Here is a 19,148-nt window from a genome sequence, read left to right on the forward strand (position 1 = left end):
CGCAGCGCTTGACGACGATCAAAGACCCTTGACGGCGTGCGTGTTAGCGATTTCCCTGCAGTCATGTGCTCGGACGCGGCTGCGGGCATCGGCGGCGTGAACGTTGAAAGAGTCGCGGAGTCTGAAGGACGGACCATGGACGTCACTGCCGACACCCGCGTCGCCGACGCCGTCGCCGCCGATCCTGACCTGATCGCCCGCCTGATCGCCCTCAGTCCCCTGTTCGCGCGCCTCAACGACCCGGAGGCGCTCCGGACCCTCGCGTCGCAGGTGACGCTGCGGGAGGCCGCGAGCATGGCGGGAGTGCCGTTGTCCGACTTGTTGACGGCGGCCAACGCGCAGTCGCCGGCAGCCTGCCAGGCGGCGTATCGGGATGCCCCGGATGAGGAGCGGCCGAATTGGATGACGGCGTTCGCGGCCCGTCCCTCGCGGACGCTCGATGTGCGTCCGCTGATCCGTGACGGCCGCGAGCCGTTCACCACCCTGATGACCGCCGCCACAGCGATGGCGGACGACGAGGGGCTCGTCGTCGAGGCGCCGTTCAATCCGCTGCCGCTCCGCGGCATGCTGGGGCGCAAGGGCTTCTCGTCGTATGCCGAGCGCCTCGCCCCGGACCACTGGCGGGTCTACTGCATCCGCGGCGCCGCGGCGCCACCCGTCCCGTCGCCGATCCGCTCGGACTTCGGGGCGCCGATCTGGCGGGAGGACGACGGCGTGCACATCGACGTCCGCGCGCTCGAAGCGCCGGCACCGATGGTGGCCATCCTCGCGCTCGCTGACGGCAGCGACCATGGCGGCCGCATCACCGTGCACCACCGCCGTGACCCCCTTTATCTCTATCCCGAACTGGCGGAGCGCGGATGGTCGTGGCAGCGCGTCGATGGCGAGCCGAGGGAGTTCCGCCTGGTGCTGTTGAAGGACTGATCGATGTTCGGCGGTGTCGACCTCAGCGGCGCCGGACAGCGCCTGCTCCCGGAGCACATCCCGCTCCGCTTCTTCGGATCGGCCGTCGTGTTTCACATCCTCGCCTGGCTCGCACTGCTGGTGGTCGCGCCCGAAGTTCCCGGTTATGTCGGCGGTCCCGGCCCGGTGCTCGCCGCCGTCCACACCCTCACCCTCGGCGTGCTGCTCATGACCGCGTTCGGCGCATCGTTTCAGATGCTGCCGGTGGCGCTCGGCTGCGACGCCCCGCCGGCGCTGGCCTGCAACGCGGCTTACTGGCTGCTCCTCGCCGGCGCTGCGATGTTGATCGGCGGCTTTGCCCTCTATGACACGCTGCTGATCAGGATCGGCGCCGCCACCGCCGCTCTCGCCGTCGCCGTCCACGTCGGGGCGATGATGCGCCTCGTGCGCGGCGGCGGCGAACTGCGCGCCGTGGTGCCCTACGTCCGGGTCGCGCTTGCAGCGATGGCGGCGGCCGCAGCCCTCGCGCTCGCCCTCCAGTTCGAACAGGTGTCCGAACTGTTGCCCCCCGGAGGCCCCACTCACGGGGATATCGCCGCCGCCCACATGATCCTCGCGGCTTACGGCTTCATGGGGATGTTGGCGCTCGGCCTCAGCCAGGTGGTGGTGCCGCTGTTCGCGGTGGCGCTGGTGCCCTACGAGCGGTGGGCGGTGCTGTCATTGCGGCTGGGTTCGGCGGCGCTCGTGCTGGGGGCCTCCGGCTGCCTGCTCGCCAGCGACCTGATGATCGCCGCCGGGGCGGTCTTCGGCTTGGGCGCCGCCGGCGTGCACGTGCGCATGATGACCGACCTGCTCGCCAAGCGCTTGCGCAAACGGTTGAGCCCGGAGTTCGTCCTGATCCGCGCGTCGTGGCTGATCATGCCGGTGCCGCTGGCCATCGGCGTCGGACTCGTGGCGGGCGTGCTCCCCGACACCGCCCCCGCCTTGTTCGGGTTCGCGCTGCTTTATGGCTGGCTGCTGACGCTGCTCGTCGGCGTGCTCCAGCGCATCATGCCTTTGCTGGCGTCGATGCACACCGGGCGCCCCGGCCGCGCCCCCGCCGTCCCTACGCGCCTCACCGCCGAAAAGCCACTGCTAGTGCACCGCTGGTGCCACCTGGCGGCGCTTGCCATCGTCTTCGTCGGCATCGGCATTGACCAGGCGCCCCTCGTACGCGTCGGCGCCGGCGTCGGCGCGATCGGGGCGATCGCCTTCGCGGTGTTCGTGGTCATCGTGTTCCGCCGCATGAAGGCCCACATGCAGGACGCCGCCGAAGCGTCCGCTACGCCGAAGCAGGGCAAGGCAAGCGCGGGCCAGGGCAAGACCATGACGGCCGCGCCTCCCGCGGCTCGGAGGGAGTGACACCATGGCGCAAGAGAGCCCGACCGGCGAGATCCTGCACCGGGACCATCTCCGCGCCCTGGAGACCATGAACACGTTGGAACAACGGATCATGGGGCCGGGCAAGGCACGACCGCTTTCCGTTGACGACGCCGACGATCAGGCATTGCTGGCAACGATACTCGCCATGCTCGATGAGGACGTCGAGCGCCATTTCGCCTTCGAGGAGCAGGTGCTGTTCCCGGAACTGGACAAAAGACATGTCGGCGAGGTCACCCGGGCGCTCATCCAGGAGCACGACGCGGTGCGCTCCTGGCCGCCGCGCTTCGCGACATTGCCGAGCAGGCGCGGCGCGAAACCCTCGATGCGAAGGCATGGGGCGCGTTCCGCTACGCCGCCATGGATCTCATTCCCAGCGTCCTGTTCCACATCCAGAAAGAAGAGATGACGGTGATCCGGCAACTCCGCGTACTGCTGCCCGTCGAGATCGACCAGGATCTGGCACAGCGGCACGCCGGGTTCCACACTTGACGATGGTCAAGGCGAGACTCGCGACGGACCCCTATTCTTCTCTCGTCTTGCACCGTGTCCTGCCTGCCGCCGGTGTCCGAGCCCGGAAGGGGACCCGCCGATGACGACTCCACTGCTGCTCTGGACGGATAAGCATCGTATCGGCATCGACCCCCTGGACTACGAGCACCAGACCCTGTTCCGCGTGATCAGCGAACTCGTGGATGAACTCGACCGCCATGAGGATCACGACAGGATCGATGCGGCGCTGGGCGAGATCCACGCCCGCATGTCGGCCCACTTCGCTTTGGAAGAAAAGTTCATGCGGGACAACAAGTATGCCGACTATGCGGCGCACAAGGCCGAGCACGATGAATTCCTCGACCGCTTCACCGACGAAATGGTGCGCATCCAGAACGACCCGGACGTGCTCGACAGCGCCGCGCTCCGCGGCGATCTCGGCCGGTGGATCGAGGGCCACGTCCTGACTTTGGACACTAGGATGAGCGCCGCGACCCGCTGAACCGGTTCGGGCGACGAGACGACATCCATCATGGCATTGATCATCTGGGACCAGGCTTACAGCGTCGGCATCAAGGCCCTCGACGCCGATCACATCGTCATCGCCAGCCTGATCAACCACGTGGACGACGCCAAGCAAGCGGCCACCGACGAAGCCACCGTCGGCAGCATCCTCTCCGCTCTGATTGCGTACGCGGGCACTCACTTCCGCCGCGAGGAGCGGATGATGATCGACGCCGGCTACGCGGATGTGGAGCGTCACCGGGAGGAGCACCGTCTCCTGGAGGAGCAACTCGTCGAACTTCACGAAGCGTACGCGCGCACGCCGGACCCGAACCTCAGCCAGGAGATCATGGAGCTCCTCCGGTTCTGGCTGGTCGAGCACATCCTCAAGGTCGACAGACGCTACGTCCCGTCGCTCCGCGCCGCCGGCTTGCGCTGACGCCCAACGCCGTCCGCTGCGGCGGCGGGCGTCATGGTCACGATAAGCAGGGCGACGATTGCCATGCCCGCACCCCAGGCCGCCGCCGACGTCAGGATCGCACCCTCCCGCACCTCCGGCACGGCGGCCAGCAGCCGCAAAGGGACGGCGAGGCTGATCAGACCGAGCGCGAGGCACGCGGCGGGGGACAGCCGCACCGGCCGGCGGTGGCGCTGCAGGGTCGTGCGCACCATCATCGTCGCCGTCAGCGTGCCGAGGGCGCCGATCGTCAACACGTGGAGGGCGTCGGCCATGGCGAGCCACAAGCCGGCGGCGGCCGCGGCCTTGGCCACCAAGCCCACCGCAAGCCAGGCGTATCCGGCCTGAAGCGCCAGAACATCCGCCGCAGCGGTCATTCGCCACGGCCGCCAGCGCCGGAGGCGCACTCCAACGACGATCGCCGCGAGGAGGCCGGACAGCGCCGACGCCGGCCACAACACCGGCCACAGATCGCTAACGATGACGACGACCAGGGCGATGACCCCGAGGCGTTCCTGGCGGGCGGTGGCGAGGCCGTGCAGGTGGAGGCCCTGGCGCTGCAGGACGCCGGAGGTCGCCGCGGCGATGATCCGCCCGCCCATCGCGAACATGAGCAGATCGAGCAGATTGATCCCGAACAGCAGTCCCCGCCAGTCGGCGTCGGCGACGATGCCGAGAGCGCCGAGTTGAAACGTTGCTTCGGCGAGCGTGAATGCCGCGATCAGCGGCGCGAACACGAGGTTGTCGCCGCTCCGCGCCGCCTTGGCGAAGCGGCGCCCCGCCATCAGGAACAGCGCCGCAGGAAACGCCAGCGCCACGACGGCGCCGAGGACGGTGCCGTCGCCACCCAGCAGCGGCGCAATCCGCCCGGCGATCCAGACGGCATATACGCAAGCGCCTGCCGCGACGGAGCATCGGGTGATGAGAAACCCGGCAACCACCGCCAGCCCATAGCCGAACACCATCTCGTGGCCGTGCCACCAAGGGGGCAGCGGCGCCGACGCCAAGCCGGCATAGGCGAGCGCCCACACTGGCACCGCGAGCGCGGCGAACCCCGCCGCCGAAGCGAACAGCGGCCGGTGCGGCGACGACCATGGTGCCGTCGGAACCATGACAGTGACAGACCGCACTTCCGCCCGGTCCCGCCATGACGATCGTCAACCCCCCGCCGCGCCGGCAGGAATCGAGTGACCGAAAGCAAGTTCACGTGACCAGCGCCCTTAACGGCGCGTCACTGCTCGGCGCAATGGGTATACCGTGCCCGTGAAAGGAGAACTTCCGCATGATCGCTGTGCGTGCAACACAGAACTTTTACGCGCATTCGCATCCCGACCTGCAAATGGCCGAATGGCATCGACTGAAAGATCACCTCGAAGGCGTCGGATCCCTCTCGGGCACCTTTGCGACCAAGCTGTCAGCCGAAGCCTTCGGGCGCACCGCGGGGTTGCTGCACGATGTCGGCAAATATTCGGACGCATTTCAAGCTCGCCTTCGTGGCGACGTTCGTCGTGTCGATCATTCCACTGCCGGCGCTCAGATCGCGACACGGTCCTACGGGACCCTCGGCCGCATCATTGCGTCCGCCATCGCCGGCCATCATGCCGGGCTCGCCAACGGGACGGGCACCGGTGAGCGTACGCCGCTTGAAGAGAGACTGAGCACAGCGGTAGCCGACCTAGCTCCGGCGTGGCGAACGGAGATTACACTTGTCGAACAGTTGCAGCCGCCAAAGTTGAAGGGTCATCCAGGTGATCGAGACAGGACCGCGTTCGGCTTGTCGTTTTTCACCCGCATGGTGTTCTCTTGTCTGGTCGATGCCGATTATCTGGACACGGAAGCGTTCTTCAGCCGCGCAGAGGGCGGCCGCAAGGCCCGCGGCGTGTGGCCGGACCTCGGCGAACTCCGCCAGTCGCTGAACCGCACGCTTCGTGAAATCACAGCCGCTGCCGCTCCATCGGACGTCAACACGCTGCGAGCGGCAATCCTGACCGCTGCGCGCGATGCCGCCGCCTGCTCACCGGGGCTGTTTTCGCTGGCGGTGCCCACAGGTGGCGGCAAGACGCTCGCGTCGCTCGCCTTCGCCTTGGATCATGCCAACCTGCACGGGCTCGACCGTGTGATCTATGTGGCGCCGTTCACCAGCGTCATCGAGCAAAACGCCGAGGTATTTCGCCGAGCGCTAAATCCCCATGGCGACGCGGTCATCGAGCACCACAGCGCCTTCCGCGACGATGCGGTGTTGGCGGCGCTGCGGGAGCGAGGCGGCGAGAAGGGTCCGGAGGCCCGTGACAAGCTCAGGCTTGCGATGGAGAACTGGGATGCGCCGATCGTCACGACCACTGCCGTCCAGTTCTTCGAGAGCCTGTTCGCTGCGACTCCGGCCAAGTGCCGGAAGCTGCACAACATCGCGCGGAGCGTGGTCATCCTTGACGAAGCTCAGACGCTGCCCCTGCGGCTGCTCCGCCCTTGCGTCGCCGCGCTCGATGAACTTGCGCGCAACTACCGCGCCACCATCGTGCTTTGCACCGCCACGCAACCCGCATTGGAAGAAACCGACGATCCGGAGAGAAGCTTCCGCGGCGGGTTTCGCGGCGTAAGAGAAATCGCGCCCGAACCCCCGCGCCTCTATCGGATGCTCAAGCGGGTCACCGTCTCGCACATCGGAGACGCCGACGATGAACGACTGACGACGGAGTTGGCGCAGCGGGACCGCGTCCTTTGCATCGTCAACAGCCGGGCGCATGCGCGATCCCTCTACCAGGCGATCAGTGACCACCCCGGCTCCTTGCATCTCTCGACATCTATGTGCGCAGCGCACCGGGCGGAGGCATTGAAGACGATCAGGACCGCCCTGAAGCAGGGTGAACCCTGCCGCGTCGTCGCCACATCCCTGATTGAAGCCGGCGTCGACGTAGATTTCCCATGCGTCTTCCGCGCCGAAGCCGGGCTCGATGCCATCGCGCAGGCGGCCGGGCGCTGCAACCGCGAAGGTTTCCAGCGGCCCGAGCAAGCTCCGGTCTTCGTCTTTAAGGCTGTGGGTTGGGCCACACCGCACGAACTCGACCAGTTCGCTACCGCCACGCGTAGCGTACTGCGCGTCCACGGCGCTGATCCGATTTCGCTTGACGCAATCGAAGCCTACTTTCGTGAGCTTTACTGGTTCAAGGAGAGCGGCCGGCACGACGGGCTGGACAAGAATAACATCATCGGCCGTCTCGCTGCGGGCGCCCGCGACGCGTTGTTCCCGTTCGAGGACATCGCCCGCGACTTCCGCATGATCGAGAGCAACATGCAACCGATCATCGTGCCGCACGACCAAAATGCGCGAAATTTGATCTCTCGTCTGCCGTTCGCCACGCGTGTCGGCAGCATCATGCGCAAGCTTCAGCCTTACGTGGTACCAGTGCCGCAGCGTGCATTCGAGGCGTTGCGCGCGGCCGCTGCGGTACGACCGGTTGGCGACGACCCTCTCGGCGAGCAGTTCTGTGTATTGCACAATCAGAGCCTTTACCGCGATGACATCGGCCTGATGTGGGACGACCCCGACTTTCACGATGCCGAGGGTCTGATTATCTAGCGACGCCTCATCATTCCAGCTTGCCGGAATCTACCTGGTATGGGTAACATTGCAGCCATGCACAAAGCCAAGTTGTACGGACGGCGCTCCATTATCCCGATCGCAAATGCGAGTTCGGACGTCGGGTCGGAGCTTGGTTGCGTCACGGATGTTCTTGCAGCCGATGTGATGGACGCGCCTGCCTCCCCGTCGAGTTACCGTAGGATCAGCGACCGATGACATACGGAGTGCGGCTCAAAGTCTGGGGTGACTACGCCTGCTTTACCCGCCCGGAGATGAAGGTCGAGCGCGTTTCTTACGACGTGATGACGCCTTCGGCGGCCAGAGGCATCCTCGAGGCCATTCATTGGAAGCCCGCGATCCGCTGGGTCATCGACCGGATCCACGTCCTGAAGCCGATCCGCTTTCAATCGATCCGGCGCAACGAGGTCGGCAACAAGATCCCCTCCGGCAACGTCTCCAAGGCCATGAAGGCCGCTTCGCTCGACGGCCTGCGTTTGCTCGTCGATGAAAACCGCCAGCAGCGCGCGGCGACGGTTCTTCGCGACGTCGCCTACATCGTCGACGCCCATTTTGAACTGACCGGCACCACCGGGTCCGACGACTCCGAAGGCAAGCACCTCGACATCTTCAACCGGCGCGCCGCGAGGGGACAGTGCTTCCATCGGCCTTGCCTTGGTGTCCGCGAGTTCCCGGCAGACTTTGCGCCGGCGAACGGCTCAGCGCCAGTTCCGCCGGCGCTGGCCGGTGAACGGGATCTCGGCTGGATGCTGCACGACATCGATTTCGCCAACGGCATGACCCCTCGTTTCTTCAGGGCGGTGATGCGCGACGGCGTCATCGACGTGCCGGAGTTCGACGCCACGGAGGTCAAGTCGTGATCCTTCAGGCGCTCGCCGGCTACTACGACCGCCTGGCCGCCCGCACCGAACCGCCGGTTCCGCGCTACGGCTACAGCGACGAAAAGATTTCGTTCGCCTTAGTGATCGCCCCCGACGGAACCCTTGTCGACGTCATGGACCTTCGCGACCCGTGCGGGCGCAAGTTGCAACCGCGCGTTCTCTCCGTACCCCGGGCGATCAAGCGTACGTCGGGAATCGCCTCGAATTTCCTCTGGGACAAGACGGCGTATGTCCTCGGGTCGGCGCGTGACAAGAAAGAGAAGTCGACGCTTTGCGAAGCACCGAAGGAGCATCTGGCGTTCAAGAGCTTGCATGAGACGATGCTTGCAGGTACAGGCGACGAAGGGCTTCTAGCGTTGCTGGCCTTCCTCGCCGGATGGTCGCCGTCGAACTTCCAAACGCTACGTGACGGCGATGACATGCTCGACGCCAACATCGCCTTTCGTCTGGATGGAGAGCGCAGATTCCTTCACGACCGGCTGGCAGCGCAGTCGCTATGGGCCGCGCGTCTAGCCGCCGAGGTCGGCGAAAGCGGCCTCTGTCTAGTAACCGGACGGCCGGCATCGGTCGAGCGTCTTCACCCGGCGATCAAAGGCGTGAATGGCGCACAATCATCGGGCGCTTCCTTGGTGTCCTTCAACCTCGACGCGTTCACGTCGTTCGACAAGCAGCAGGGAGCTAACGCTCCTGTCTCAAAGCGAGCTGCTTTCGCATATGCGACCGTGCTCAACCACCTCCTTCGTCGCGATGCCCACCATTCGCAGCGATTGCAGATCGGAGATGCGAGCACCGTGTTCTGGGCCGAGGCCAGCGGCACGGATGGGGACGAAGTGGCGATGGCATCGGAGGATCTTTTCGCGATGCTGACCGAACCGCCGACCGACGCCGAAGAGGCGGCCAAGATCCGGCCGATCCTCGAAAAGATCGAAAAGGGACGGCCGCTCGAGGAGATCGACCCGAACCTGCACCGCGACACCCGCTTCTTCGTGCTCGGCCTTGCCCCCAACGCGGCGCGCCTCTCCATCCGTTTTTGGCACGTGAACACGCTCGGCAGCCTCGCCGACCGCTTCCGCGAGCACTGGTTGGATCTGCTCATCGAACCGCGGCCGCAGCAGATGGCGCCGTCGGTGTGGCGGCTGCTCGTCGAGACCGCCGCTCAGCGCAAGTCAGACAACATTCCGCCGCTTCTGGGCGGCGAGGTGATGCGCGCAATCCTGACCGGCGGCCGGTATCCCCGCACGCTGTTGACGTACGTCGTCATGCGCTGCCGCGCCGACCGGGACCTCAATGGCATGCGTGCAGCGATGCTCAAAGCCTGCCTGGCACGCGATCATCGAATGGGCATTGAAAAGGAGGGCGTCTCCGTGAGCCTCGATCGTTCCGAAATCAACCCCGGCTATCGCATGGGCCGGCTGTTCGCCGTATTGGAGAGTGTCCAGCGTGCCGCACTCGGGCACGTCAACGCGACGATCCGGGACCGCTATTACGGCGCCGCCTCGGCGACACCCGCTTCCGTCTTTCCCATGTTACTCCGCACCGCCGGACATCACCTGTCGAACCTGCGCAAGACGGAAAAAGCGGGGCTCGCCGGTTGGTTCGAGAAGGAGATCGGCGAGATCCTGGAGGACGTGGAAACGACGCTCCCCCGCAACCTGCGGCTTTCCGATCAAGGCCGCTTCGCCATCGGCTATTACCATCAGCGCTATGCGAAGAGGGACGATGCACCGGCGGAGATGGCCGCTGCCCTCGACACCGACATCCCCGCCGACGAGGACTGAACGATGCCAGCCATCCAGAACCGCTACGATTTTGTCTACCTGTTCGACGTCAGCAACGGCAATCCCAACGGCGATCCGGACGCCGGCAACCTTCCGCGCCTCGACCCGGAGACCAACGAGGGCCTCGTCACCGACGTTTGTCTGAAACGGAAGATCCGCAACTTCGTCGAAATTGCGAAGACGGGAGAAAGCGGTTTCGGCATCTACGTGCAGGAAGGCGCCATCCTCAACGAAATGCATCGCAAGGCCTACCTCAGGGTGCGCGACGGCGACGCGGAGACCGAAAAGGCGAAGAAGCTCTCGCCCAGGACCGACGAAGAAGCGAGACGTGTTCGCCAGTTCATGTGCGACAATTTCTTCGACGTGCGAACGTTCGGCGCCGTCATGTCGACGGGCATCAACTGCGGTCAGGTCAGAGGGCCCGTACAATTCGCCTTCGCGCGTTCGGTCGAACCGATACTTCCGCTGGAGATCTCGATCACGCGGATGGCGGCGACCAACGAGAAAGAAAAGAAGCAGCGTGAAGACTCCTCCGACGATGAACGCCGGGACAACCGCACCATGGGCCGCAAGCACATCGTACCTTACGGCCTCTACCGCGCGCACGGCTTCATCTCGGCGAAGCTGGCGGAAAAGACCGGGTTCTCCGACGACGACCTGGAATTGCTCTGGGACGCCCTCAGGATGATGTTCGAGCACGACCACTCGGCGGCCCGCGGCGAGATGGCCGCCCGCCGGCTGGTGGTGTTCAAGCATGATGGCTCCCTCGGCAACGCCCCCGCTCACGCGCTATTCGATCGCGTCACGGTCGCGCGTATCAATGGCAGCGACCAACCTGCACGGCGTTTCGGCGATTACCGGATCAGCGTCGAGTCCGCTGCCGTTCCCGCCGGCGTCGAGGTCATGGAGATGCTGTAAGGCGACTGCCATGACGTCGGCTGCCGCCACATCGGGCGCCTTCACGTCGAGCACCACGACGTCGACCGTCGCTGAGGATGACCTGATCCCCCTGTCGGCTTTGCAGCACTATCTGTTCTGCCCGCGCCAATGCGCGCTCATTCACGTGGAGCAGCAGTGGGAGGAGAACCTCTATACGGCAGAGGGGCGGATCCTGCACCGGAAGACCGAGGTCCAGGACGCCTTATCGCGCGGCGATGACCGGATCGTTCACGGCATGGCCATCCGGTCGTTCGCGCTCGGCGTCGCCGGGATCGCCGACGTGGTCGAGTTGCGGCGCGCCGGCGGCGCACTGCAGCCGTTTCCCGTCGAGTACAAGCGCGGCCGACCCAAGGTTCACCGCGCCGACGAGGTCCAACTCTGTGCCCAGGCGCTCTGCCTAGAAGAAATGTTCGAGGTCCGCATCGCGGAAGGCGCCCTGTTCTACGGCAAGACCCGGCGTCGCAAGACGGTCCCGCTTGACGAAGATCTGCGCACCCTCACCCGGCAGGTCGCGGCCGCGACGCGCGCCATGATCGCATCCGGCAGGACGCCGCCGCCAATCTACGACAAGAAGCGCTGCGACACGTGCTCGATGCTCGGGATCTGCAGGCCGCAGCGGCTGTCGCGGCATTCGTCAGTCGGCGCTTGGCTCGCGCGCCACGTCGACAAGGCCTGATACGGGTATAGCCGCCGATGCGCCGGCTGCTGAACACGCTCTATGTCACCACTCAGGGGGCGTGGGTCAGCAAGGACGGCGCCAATGTGGTCGTCTCGGTCGACGGCAGCGAGCGCGGCCGGGTTCCGGTTCACACCCTCGGCAGCATCGTCTGCTTTGGCCGCGTCTCAATGAGCGCGCCGCTCATGGGCGCCTGCGCGGAGACCGGCGTCTGCATCGCCTATCTGTCGGAGAGCGGGCGCTTCCTCGCAAGAGTTGAAGGACCGGTTTCCGGCAACGTTCTGCTGCGACGCGAGCAATACCGCCGCACCGACGACTCCGACGCGACCGCGGCCATCGTCCGCTCGATCGTCGTCGGCAAGACCCTCAACCACCGGACGGTGTTGCGGCGGGTGCTCCGCGATCACGGCGAGTCGCTGGACCCTTCGAATTGCGAGGCAGTCGTCGCCGCTGCCGAGCGCTTGAAGGATATCGCTCGAAGGGCTCTCAGGCCCCAACCCGCCGATAGTCTCCGCGGCCTGGAAGGCGAGGCGGGTCTGGTCTATTTCGGCGTTTTCAATCACCTGATCCGCCAGGACAAGGACAGCTTCCGCTTTGTTCGGCGCTCGCGACGGCCGCCGCTCGATCCCGTCAACGCCGTGTTGTCGTTCCTTTACACCCTGGTGGTTCACGACTGCCGCGGCGCTTTGGAAGGAGTCGGCCTCGATCCCGCTGTGGGTTTCCTGCACCGCGATCGGCCGGGCCGGCCGAGCCTGGCTCTGGACCTGATGGAGGAGTTTCGCGCCCCTCTCGCCGACCGGCTGGCGCTGTCGTTGATCAATCGCCGGCAACTGACGGCGCGCGAGTTTCGCAGCGAGCAGAACGGCGCGACGCTGCTGACGGACGACGGACGCAAGGCCGTGCTCGTCGCCTACCAGGAGCGCAAGCGGGACGAGATCACCCACCCGTTCCTGGAAGAGAAGATGGCCATGGGCCTGTTGTTCCACGTGCAGGCGCTGCTCTTGGCGCGCCACTTGCGGCGGGATCTGGATGAGTATCCGCCCTTCCTCTGGCGGTAGAGGGTGCTCCGATGATGGTCCTGGTGAGCTATGACGTCAGCACCGAAAGCGCCGGCGGCAAGCGCCGCCTGCGCCGCGTTGCCCGAGCCTGCCTCGACAGCGGCCAGCGGGTCCAGTACTCGGTCTTCGAATGCGAGGTTGATCCCGCGCAGTGGGCGGCGCTCAAGGACCGCCTTGTCAGGGAGATCGACGCAGACCACGACAGCCTGCGATTCTACTACCTGGGCGCCAACTGGCGGCGGCGGGTTGAGCACGTCGGCGCCAAACCCGTCCTCGATCTGGACGGCCCGCTGGTATTCTGACGGACGTTCGGACAGGCGTGGGAGGCGAGGCTGCATTGGGAATGCTGCCTTGCGCGAACCACAAGCGTCTCGGGTCCACCCGGCAGGTTCGCGCGGGCGGGAAAGCGGTTGGAATCCTTGGTCCCGTGTCGCTACGACGGCGGGGATGGAGACGGCCGCGGCGCGTGGCTCGACGGTTCGCGCAGACACCGCTATTTCTCGTTCTTGAACATCGTGTAACGTTGGCGGCGTCGCCCCCTTCACGGGGGCGCGGATTGAAATAAGGACCAGCACATAGCGCCTCGATCCTGTCGCCCCCTTCACGGGGGCGCGGATTGAAACTGCGCACTGCCCGTTGTCGGGCTGTCCAAGCGAAAGTCGCCCCCTTCACGGGGGCGCGGATTGAAACGCTGCGTCGACGGCAAGTGGAGACCTGCCGCGCAGGTCGCCCCCTTCACGGGGGCGCGGATTGAAACGGTTGCTTTGCGCAACAGCGACTTCGCGACGGCTGTCGCCCCCTTCACGGGGGCGCGGATTGAAACGCCGGCCGCGAAGGCTACACATACGCCACCCGGAGTCGCCCCCTTCACGGGGGCGCGGATTGAAACATTGAGACGACGGCCATGGGTGACGCCGGATCAGTCGTCGCCCCCTTCACGGGGGCGCGGATTGAAACAGGTCGTGGTTGAGCGGCGGACCATCCCCATCCTCGTCGCCCCCTTCACGGGGGCGCGGATTGAAACACCGCCTGGACCAGCACCGCGGCCCACAGGGCACGTCGCCCCCTTCACGGGGGCGCGGATTGAAACAAGGGTTTCCGGGCAACGGCTCTGACGAACCTGATGTCGCCCCCTTCACGGGGGCGCGGATTGAAACACTATGTCAATCCGTTGTCCATCGTTGGCAGCAGCGTCGCCCCCTTCACGGGGGCGCGGATTGAAACTTGCTGGCAGCGGACATGCGGGCGCGCACCTCCGGTCGCCCCCTTCACGGGGGCGCGGATTGAAACGCCATGCCGGGGGCGGCGAGGCGGTGCCGGGCCACGTCGCCCCCTTCACGGGGGCGCGGATTGAAACGTGCACCTAGCACCAGTTCGGGGCCAACGACTTCCAGTCGCCCCCTTCACGGGGGCGCGGATTGAAACACCGTGGAAGGGGGCTATTCGTTGTCGTCGAGGGTCGCCCCCTTCACGGGGGCGCGGATTGAAACGCGCGGCCGTCCCGCATCACCTGGTCGCGGAGGTCGCCCCCTTCACGGGGGCGCGGATTGAAACTTGCGAGTCGTTAGCGGCGGCCGGCAGCGCCGGTGGTCGCCCCCTTCACGGGGGCGCGGATTGAAACCGCGACGCTATCGACGCGCTGATCGCCAAGGCCCAGTCGCCCCCTTCACGGGGGCGCGGATTGAAACCAGACGTGCGAGCGGGTCGCCATCTAGTAGTCCGCGTCGCCCCCTTCACGGGGGCGCGGATTGAAACGCGACGGCGAGAACGGGCTGGACGCGGTGCGCACGTCGCCCCCTTCACGGGGGCGCGGATTGAAACCGTCGTCGGGGGCATCCGCCGCTCAGGGTCCGTGGGGTCGCCCCCTTCACGGGGGCGCGGATTGAAACCAATCGTGCAACGCCATGAGGGCCCGCCTCGACGGGGTCGCCCCCTTCACGGGGGCGCGGATTGACACCCTTCAGGCGGACGAAGTCGCCGCCGCCGGCCGTGTCGCCCCCTTCACGGGGGCGCGGATTGAAACAGCGCGTCGCGCAGCTTGCGGTCGACCAGGCCCTCGTCGCCCCCTTCACGGGGGCGCGGATTGAAACTGCGGCTGCTGCTGCTGCGCGAGCATGCGCGCGAGTCGCCCCCTTCACGGGGGCGCGGATTGAAACCTGTCACGTGTCGCTCCGATGTCGTGGAGCGGCGGGTCGCCCCCTTCACGGGGGCGCGGATTGAAACTACATCTCCGCGAGATGGCTGCCGTCTCAGGCACAGTCAAGTCGCCCCCTTCACGGGGGCGCGGATTGAAACAGCGCCATGGGCGCACATCGATAGGCGGGCCGTCGCCCCCTTCACGGGGGCGCGGATTGAAACCTGGACGACCGCCGGGTGATGGACATGGTCGGCGGGTCGCCCCCTTCACGGGGGCGCGGATTGAAACCGGAACCGGCCCGACCACGGCTGATCCGGTGCGGGTCGCCCCCTTCACGGGGGCGCGGATTGAAACGTAACGTCAGAACTCCCATGGTCTCGCCACGTCAAGTCGCCCCCTTCACGGGGGCGCGGATTGAAACCATCCCCTCCGCGCGCCCCACCCAGTACGCTACGTCGCCCCCTTCACGGGGGCGCGGATTGAAAACCGTCACGGCGGAAACAACCGGGGAACGCTGGTCGCCCCCTTCACGGGGGCGCGGATTGAAACCATGCGCAAAGGCTCCGTCGCCGTCGGGCGCAAGGTCGCCCCCTTCACGGGGGCGCGGATTGAAACGCTGATGACAGGCTCGTGTGCTGCCAACAGACTGGTCGCCCCCTTCACGGGGGCGCGGATTGAAACGTCCGCAACAAGGACGGCAGCTGGGCATGCTGAAGTCGCCCCCTTCACGGGGGCGCGGATTGAAACCTGGCGCCGATGCCGATCGCCTCGGATCTGGTCGCCCCCCTTCACGGGGGCGCGGATTGAAACTTGGTCCAGGATACCGTGATTGAGCCCCTATCTGAAGGTCGCCCCTTCACGGGGGCGCGGATTGAAACACCTTCCGGCCAGTGGATCAGGGACGGGTGTCGCCCCCTTCACGGGGGCGCGGATTGAAACTTGGGAACAGGCCCGTCCGGGCCGTGGATGGCGAGTCGCCCCCTTCACGGGGGCGCGGATTGAAACGTCTGCAAGCTGATCGAACCGGCTCATGACACGACGTCGCCCCCTTCACGGGGGCGCGGATTGAAACGCCTTGTCGGCCATGGGGCTACGACGACCCGTCGTGTCGCCCCCTTCACGGGGGCGCGGATTGAAACACCTCAGACGGCACAAACGGCCGATGGGAGCGGGGTCGGCCCCTTCACGGGGGCGCGGATTGAAACTGGATCCTGATCGTCCGCGCCTCGTTGCCGGCGAGTCGCCCCCTTCACGGGGGCGCGGATTGAAACCCCGTGGAGCGCATAGATCTGCGCGCACCGGATGGTCGCCCCCTTCACGGGGGCGCGAATTAAACGAGGCTCTACAGCGGTCCTTCAACGGCCCCCAAACGTCTCCTCCTTCATGAAGGCGCGATGCTCGCTCGGCGACTTCATATTCTCGCACACGACCCGAGGCTTGCGACGCAACACCCGACAGACTGCTCTCAGGCGCGGGGCTTTCAGATGCCGCGTCGGGAACAGGGGCGTGGTGAAAGCGTTGCTAAACCGTCGCAGCGGCTTTGTCGTCGCGCCTCGGCCCCCGCCGCGATCAAGGCATACAGGCTCTGGAGAAGATCAGCGTGTTGTGGACGTCAAGCGCGAAACTTGCCTTCGAGCGGCCGCTTTTCCGGCGAGGCGTCCTCGCCGCCGTGGCGGTCATCCTGTTGATCATGGCGCTTCCAGCGCAGGCCCGCGAGCCGGACGACGTGCAGGCCCTTCGCGCTTTGGCGCTGGACCTGGTCAACGAGGAGCGGCGCCAGCGCAACCTGCCGCCATTCGAAGCGGAGCAGGACCTTGACGAGGCGGCGCAGCATCACGCCGCGGACATGCTGAAGCGCAACTATTATGCGCACGAGTCGCCCGAGGGCGAGACGGTGATGGATCGCTACATTGCCGCCGGGGGCGGGCGCTGGCAGTTGGTGGAGGAGAACATCGCCTACTGCGAACGCTGCACGCCGCCGGTGACGACCGACGACGTTGAGCGGTTGCACCAGGGCTGGATGAAGAGCCGGCCCCATCGCATGAACATCCTCGATCCGGGCGTCGATAGCTTCGGCTTCGGCATCGCCATCGGGGATGGCGGGCTTTACGCAGTGCAGACCTTCGCCGGCCCCGGCGCCCCGCGCGGCAGCGGCGGCGATTCGGAATTGCAGCCGTTGACGGCCGAGCAGGCACAGGCGAACCTGCTGCGCCTGATCAATCAGGCTCGCCAGGATCAAGGTGCGCCGCCGCTGGAGGCAAGCCCGGCCCTCGCCGAGACGGCACGGAAGGTTGCGGCGGCAGCGGGAGCCGACGGCCTTGATCAGGACGCCGGCGCCGAAGCGCTGCGCACGCTCACCTCGGACCGCGCATCGGACTGGGGCAAGGTGTCGATGATCGCCGGCGGCTGCGGCGGTTGCGGGACGGAGCCGATGCAGGCCGACGTGACATTCTTTGGCAATCAGTGGCTCGACACGTCCCGGTACCGGAGTACGCTGCTGGACCCGAACATGACACACCTCGGCTTTGTCCTGGACGCGGACGGCGACGGGAGAAAGACCGCCGTGGCGCTGCTCGGTGAAAAGTAGTGACAAGGTACCGGCGAGAGTGCACGCTGATGGAAAAAAGGGGTTTGCTGACCGGACAGGAGTAAGGGACGAATGACCAGCATCGGCCACGGGGACACGGCGATGGCCCGGTACCTTACGCCCGAGGAACTGGAACGAAGCGTTGTCATTACGGATCCGTCACGAATCGACAATCCGATCATCTTCGTGAGTGACGAGTTCGAGCGGCAGACGGGCTTCCCTCCGGAAGAGGCGCTGGGACGCAACTGCCGCTTTCTGCAAGGCCCCGGGACCGATCCGGCCGCAATCAAAGCCATACGCGAGGCGCTGGATTCCCGTGCCGAGATTACCATCGATATCCTGAACTATCGGCGGAATGGCGCCGAGTTCTGGAACCGATTGCGCATCCGGCCGCTCTTCGACGATGCCGGCAGGCTCTTGTACTTCGTCGGCGCCCAGAACCCCATCCCGACGTCGGAGGTCCGCCTGCTTCCCATCAACGCGGTCTTCGACTGAACGGCCGCGCACCCGCCCCCGTGCGGCGGATCAGCGCCTTCGCGGCAGGTTACGCTTCGTTAACCCCCTCTACGGAGTCGTCGCCTTCGTCAACGTGTTGGCATTGCTGGCGCCGGCCTCGAAGTCGCTGATGTTGGCGATGGTGGCGGTGGCGATATCGCGGAGCGCCTCCACGGTGAAGAATCCCTGGTGGCCCGTGACGATCACGTTGGGAAACGTCAGCAGACGCGCGAACACGTCGTCGGTCACCCCTATTGCCGACAGATCGTGGAAGAAAATGCCCTCCTCCTCCTCGTAGACGTCGAGCCCGGCGCTGCCGAGATGGCGAGACTTCAACGCCTCGATCAGCGCACGCGTGTCGATCAGCGCCCCGCGACCGGTGTTGATCAGCATCGCGCCCGGCTTCATCAGGCCGAGGCTGCGGCGGTTGATGAGATGCATGGTGTCCGGGGTCAGCGGGACATGCAGGCTGACGATGTCGGAGGCGGCCAGGACCTCGTCGAGCGGGTGATACGCGAGGCCGAGGGCTCGGCACGCTGCGTTTTCGTGGAGATCGTACCCCAGCAGCCGGCAACCGAAGCCGTGCATGATCGTCGCCAGCACCTCGCCGATCTTGCCGGTGCCGACGATGCCGACCGTCTTGCCGTGCAGGTCGAAGCCAAGCAGGCCGTCGAGCAGGAAGTAATCCTCCCGCGCGCGGAGGTAGGCTTTGTGCACCTTGCGGTTCAGGGTCTGAATGAGGGCAACGACGAATTCCGCCACCGAGTACGGCGAGTAGCGGCCGACGCGCGTGACGGTCACGCCGCACCGCTCGGCGGCGGCGAGATCGACGTTGTTGAACCCGGTGCTGCGCACCGTCACCAGCCGGGCGCCGCCGTCGGCCAGCGCCTCCACCACCGGCGCATCGAACCGGTCGTTGACGAACCCGCATACCGCCGGGAACCCGGCCGCCATCGCCGCGGTCTGCTCCGTCAAGGCGACGCTCGTGAAATGCAGGTCGTGCCGCCCGTCGTTGACCTCCTCGAGCACGCTCTGGTCATAAGGCCGCGCACTGAACACCATGACTTTCATGACCGTCTCCCTGCTGAACTCGACCGTCCGATTTCTCGACAATAGCCCGCCTCAGTCGAGATTGTGCGCGGTTGCACAGCAACCGCGCGGCGGGATTTTCCAACAGGAGCCGCGTGCTTCACGCCGGGTATCTCCTCGATCCATTGAATCCAC

The 19,148-nt window shown here is 66.1% G+C and carries 16 protein-coding genes and 1 CRISPR repeat array; of the genes, 14 read left to right on the forward strand and 2 right to left on the reverse strand.

Annotation, left to right across the window (positions count from 1 at the left end):
- The first annotated feature begins 135 nt into the window (after positions 1–135).
- The 5 genes from IPM60_11540 (at position 136) to IPM60_11560 (ending at position 3,757) form a co-directional block, all read left to right on the forward strand.
- Positions 136–924 (forward strand): DUF2249 domain-containing protein, encoded by a 789-nt coding sequence (locus IPM60_11540; GenBank protein ID MBK8908501.1) that lies wholly within the window; start codon positions 136–138, stop codon positions 922–924.
- 3 nt (positions 925–927) lie between these two features.
- Positions 928–2,304 (forward strand): hypothetical protein, encoded by a 1,377-nt coding sequence (locus tag IPM60_11545; protein MBK8908502.1) that lies wholly within the window; start codon positions 928–930, stop codon positions 2,302–2,304.
- Between the two features lie 4 nt (positions 2,305–2,308).
- On the forward strand, positions 2,309–2,731 hold the full coding sequence (locus IPM60_11550) for a hemerythrin domain-containing protein (protein ID MBK8908503.1): 423 nt from the start codon (positions 2,309–2,311) through the stop codon (positions 2,729–2,731).
- Positions 2,732–2,914: 183 nt separating this feature from the next.
- Entirely contained in the window at positions 2,915–3,316 is a 402-nt protein-coding gene (locus IPM60_11555; GenBank protein MBK8908504.1) for a hemerythrin family protein, read from the forward strand.
- A 30-nt stretch (positions 3,317–3,346) separates the two neighbouring features.
- On the forward strand, positions 3,347–3,757 hold the full coding sequence (locus IPM60_11560; protein MBK8908505.1) for a hemerythrin family protein: 411 nt from the start codon (positions 3,347–3,349) through the stop codon (positions 3,755–3,757).
- Here the strand turns inward: IPM60_11560 and IPM60_11565 are convergent.
- Positions 3,721–4,905: an NnrS family protein gene (locus IPM60_11565; protein ID MBK8908506.1), complete on the reverse strand. Its 1,185-nt coding sequence runs from the start codon at positions 4,903–4,905 to the stop codon at positions 3,721–3,723. The two genes, IPM60_11560 and IPM60_11565, sit on opposite strands and share 37 nt — an antisense overlap.
- A 152-nt stretch (positions 4,906–5,057) precedes the next feature.
- Between IPM60_11565 and IPM60_11570 the strand changes: the two genes are divergently transcribed.
- The 9 genes from IPM60_11570 to IPM60_11610 all read left to right on the forward strand — a co-directional run bounded on the left by IPM60_11570 (position 5,058) and on the right by IPM60_11610 (position 17,924).
- Entirely contained in the window at positions 5,058–7,352 is a 2,295-nt protein-coding gene (locus IPM60_11570; protein ID MBK8908507.1) for a CRISPR-associated endonuclease Cas3'', read from the forward strand.
- A gap of 215 nt (positions 7,353–7,567) precedes the next feature.
- Positions 7,568–8,233 (forward strand): type I-C CRISPR-associated protein Cas5, encoded by a 666-nt coding sequence (gene cas5c, locus IPM60_11575; GenBank protein ID MBK8908508.1) that lies wholly within the window; start codon positions 7,568–7,570, stop codon positions 8,231–8,233.
- Complete coding sequence (gene cas8c / locus IPM60_11580; GenBank protein MBK8908509.1) at positions 8,230–10,032, forward strand: type I-C CRISPR-associated protein Cas8c/Csd1; 1,803 nt, start codon at positions 8,230–8,232, stop codon at positions 10,030–10,032. The genes cas5c and cas8c overlap by 4 nt, the downstream gene beginning before the upstream one ends.
- 3 nt (positions 10,033–10,035) lie before the next feature.
- Entirely contained in the window at positions 10,036–10,950 is a 915-nt protein-coding gene (gene cas7c / locus IPM60_11585) for a type I-C CRISPR-associated protein Cas7/Csd2 (GenBank protein ID MBK8908510.1), read from the forward strand.
- 10 nt (positions 10,951–10,960) lie between these two features.
- On the forward strand, positions 10,961–11,647 hold the full coding sequence (cas4, locus tag IPM60_11590; protein MBK8908511.1) for a CRISPR-associated protein Cas4: 687 nt from the start codon (positions 10,961–10,963) through the stop codon (positions 11,645–11,647).
- A 17-nt stretch (positions 11,648–11,664) separates the two neighbouring features.
- Complete coding sequence (gene cas1c / locus IPM60_11595) at positions 11,665–12,705, forward strand: type I-C CRISPR-associated endonuclease Cas1 (protein ID MBK8908512.1); 1,041 nt, start codon at positions 11,665–11,667, stop codon at positions 12,703–12,705.
- 11 nt (positions 12,706–12,716) lie between these two features.
- On the forward strand, positions 12,717–13,007 hold the full coding sequence (cas2, locus tag IPM60_11600; protein MBK8908513.1) for a CRISPR-associated endonuclease Cas2: 291 nt from the start codon (positions 12,717–12,719) through the stop codon (positions 13,005–13,007).
- Between the two features lie 229 nt (positions 13,008–13,236).
- A CRISPR array of direct repeats spans positions 13,237–16,179; the repeat unit is 32 nt; unit sequence GTCGCCCCCTTCACGGGGGCGCGGATTGAAAC.
- A 263-nt stretch (positions 16,180–16,442) separates the two neighbouring features.
- Positions 16,443–17,429 (forward strand): hypothetical protein, encoded by a 987-nt coding sequence (locus IPM60_11605; GenBank protein MBK8908514.1) that lies wholly within the window; start codon positions 16,443–16,445, stop codon positions 17,427–17,429.
- A gap of 72 nt (positions 17,430–17,501) precedes the next feature.
- Positions 17,502–17,924: a PAS domain-containing protein gene (locus tag IPM60_11610; protein MBK8908515.1), complete on the forward strand. Its 423-nt coding sequence runs from the start codon at positions 17,502–17,504 to the stop codon at positions 17,922–17,924.
- A 69-nt stretch (positions 17,925–17,993) separates the two neighbouring features.
- Here the strand turns inward: IPM60_11610 and IPM60_11615 are convergent, their stop codons facing one another.
- Positions 17,994–18,995: a 2-hydroxyacid dehydrogenase gene (locus IPM60_11615; GenBank protein ID MBK8908516.1), complete on the reverse strand. Its 1,002-nt coding sequence runs from the start codon at positions 18,993–18,995 to the stop codon at positions 17,994–17,996.
- Positions 18,996–19,148 lie beyond the last annotated feature (153 nt).

The organism is Rhodospirillales bacterium (assembly GCA_016710335.1).
Taxonomy (GTDB): Bacteria; Pseudomonadota; Alphaproteobacteria; order Rhodospirillales; family Defluviicoccaceae; genus JADJXQ01.

Bases quoted from the DNA above. Each gene is read 5' to 3' on its own strand.
- IPM60_11540 (MBK8908501.1), top strand. From the start codon at position 136: ATGGACGTCACTGCCGACACCCGCGTCGCCGACGCCGTCGCCGCCGAT.
- IPM60_11545 (MBK8908502.1), top strand. From the start codon at position 928: ATGTTCGGCGGTGTCGACCTCAGCGGCGCCGGACAGCGCCTGCTCCCG.
- IPM60_11550 (MBK8908503.1), top strand. From the start codon at position 2,309: ATGGCGCAAGAGAGCCCGACCGGCGAGATCCTGCACCGGGACCATCTC.
- IPM60_11555 (MBK8908504.1), top strand. From the start codon at position 2,915: ATGACGACTCCACTGCTGCTCTGGACGGATAAGCATCGTATCGGCATC.
- IPM60_11560 (MBK8908505.1), top strand. From the start codon at position 3,347: ATGGCATTGATCATCTGGGACCAGGCTTACAGCGTCGGCATCAAGGCC.
- IPM60_11570 (MBK8908507.1), top strand. From the start codon at position 5,058: ATGATCGCTGTGCGTGCAACACAGAACTTTTACGCGCATTCGCATCCC.
- cas5c (MBK8908508.1), top strand. From the start codon at position 7,568: ATGACATACGGAGTGCGGCTCAAAGTCTGGGGTGACTACGCCTGCTTT.
- cas7c (MBK8908510.1), top strand. From the start codon at position 10,036: ATGCCAGCCATCCAGAACCGCTACGATTTTGTCTACCTGTTCGACGTC.
- cas4 (MBK8908511.1), top strand. From the start codon at position 10,961: ATGACGTCGGCTGCCGCCACATCGGGCGCCTTCACGTCGAGCACCACG.
- cas1c (MBK8908512.1), top strand. From the start codon at position 11,665: ATGCGCCGGCTGCTGAACACGCTCTATGTCACCACTCAGGGGGCGTGG.
- cas2 (MBK8908513.1), top strand. From the start codon at position 12,717: ATGATGGTCCTGGTGAGCTATGACGTCAGCACCGAAAGCGCCGGCGGC.
- IPM60_11610 (MBK8908515.1), top strand. From the start codon at position 17,502: ATGACCAGCATCGGCCACGGGGACACGGCGATGGCCCGGTACCTTACG.
- IPM60_11615 (MBK8908516.1), bottom strand. From the start codon at position 18,995: ATGAAAGTCATGGTGTTCAGTGCGCGGCCTTATGACCAGAGCGTGCTC.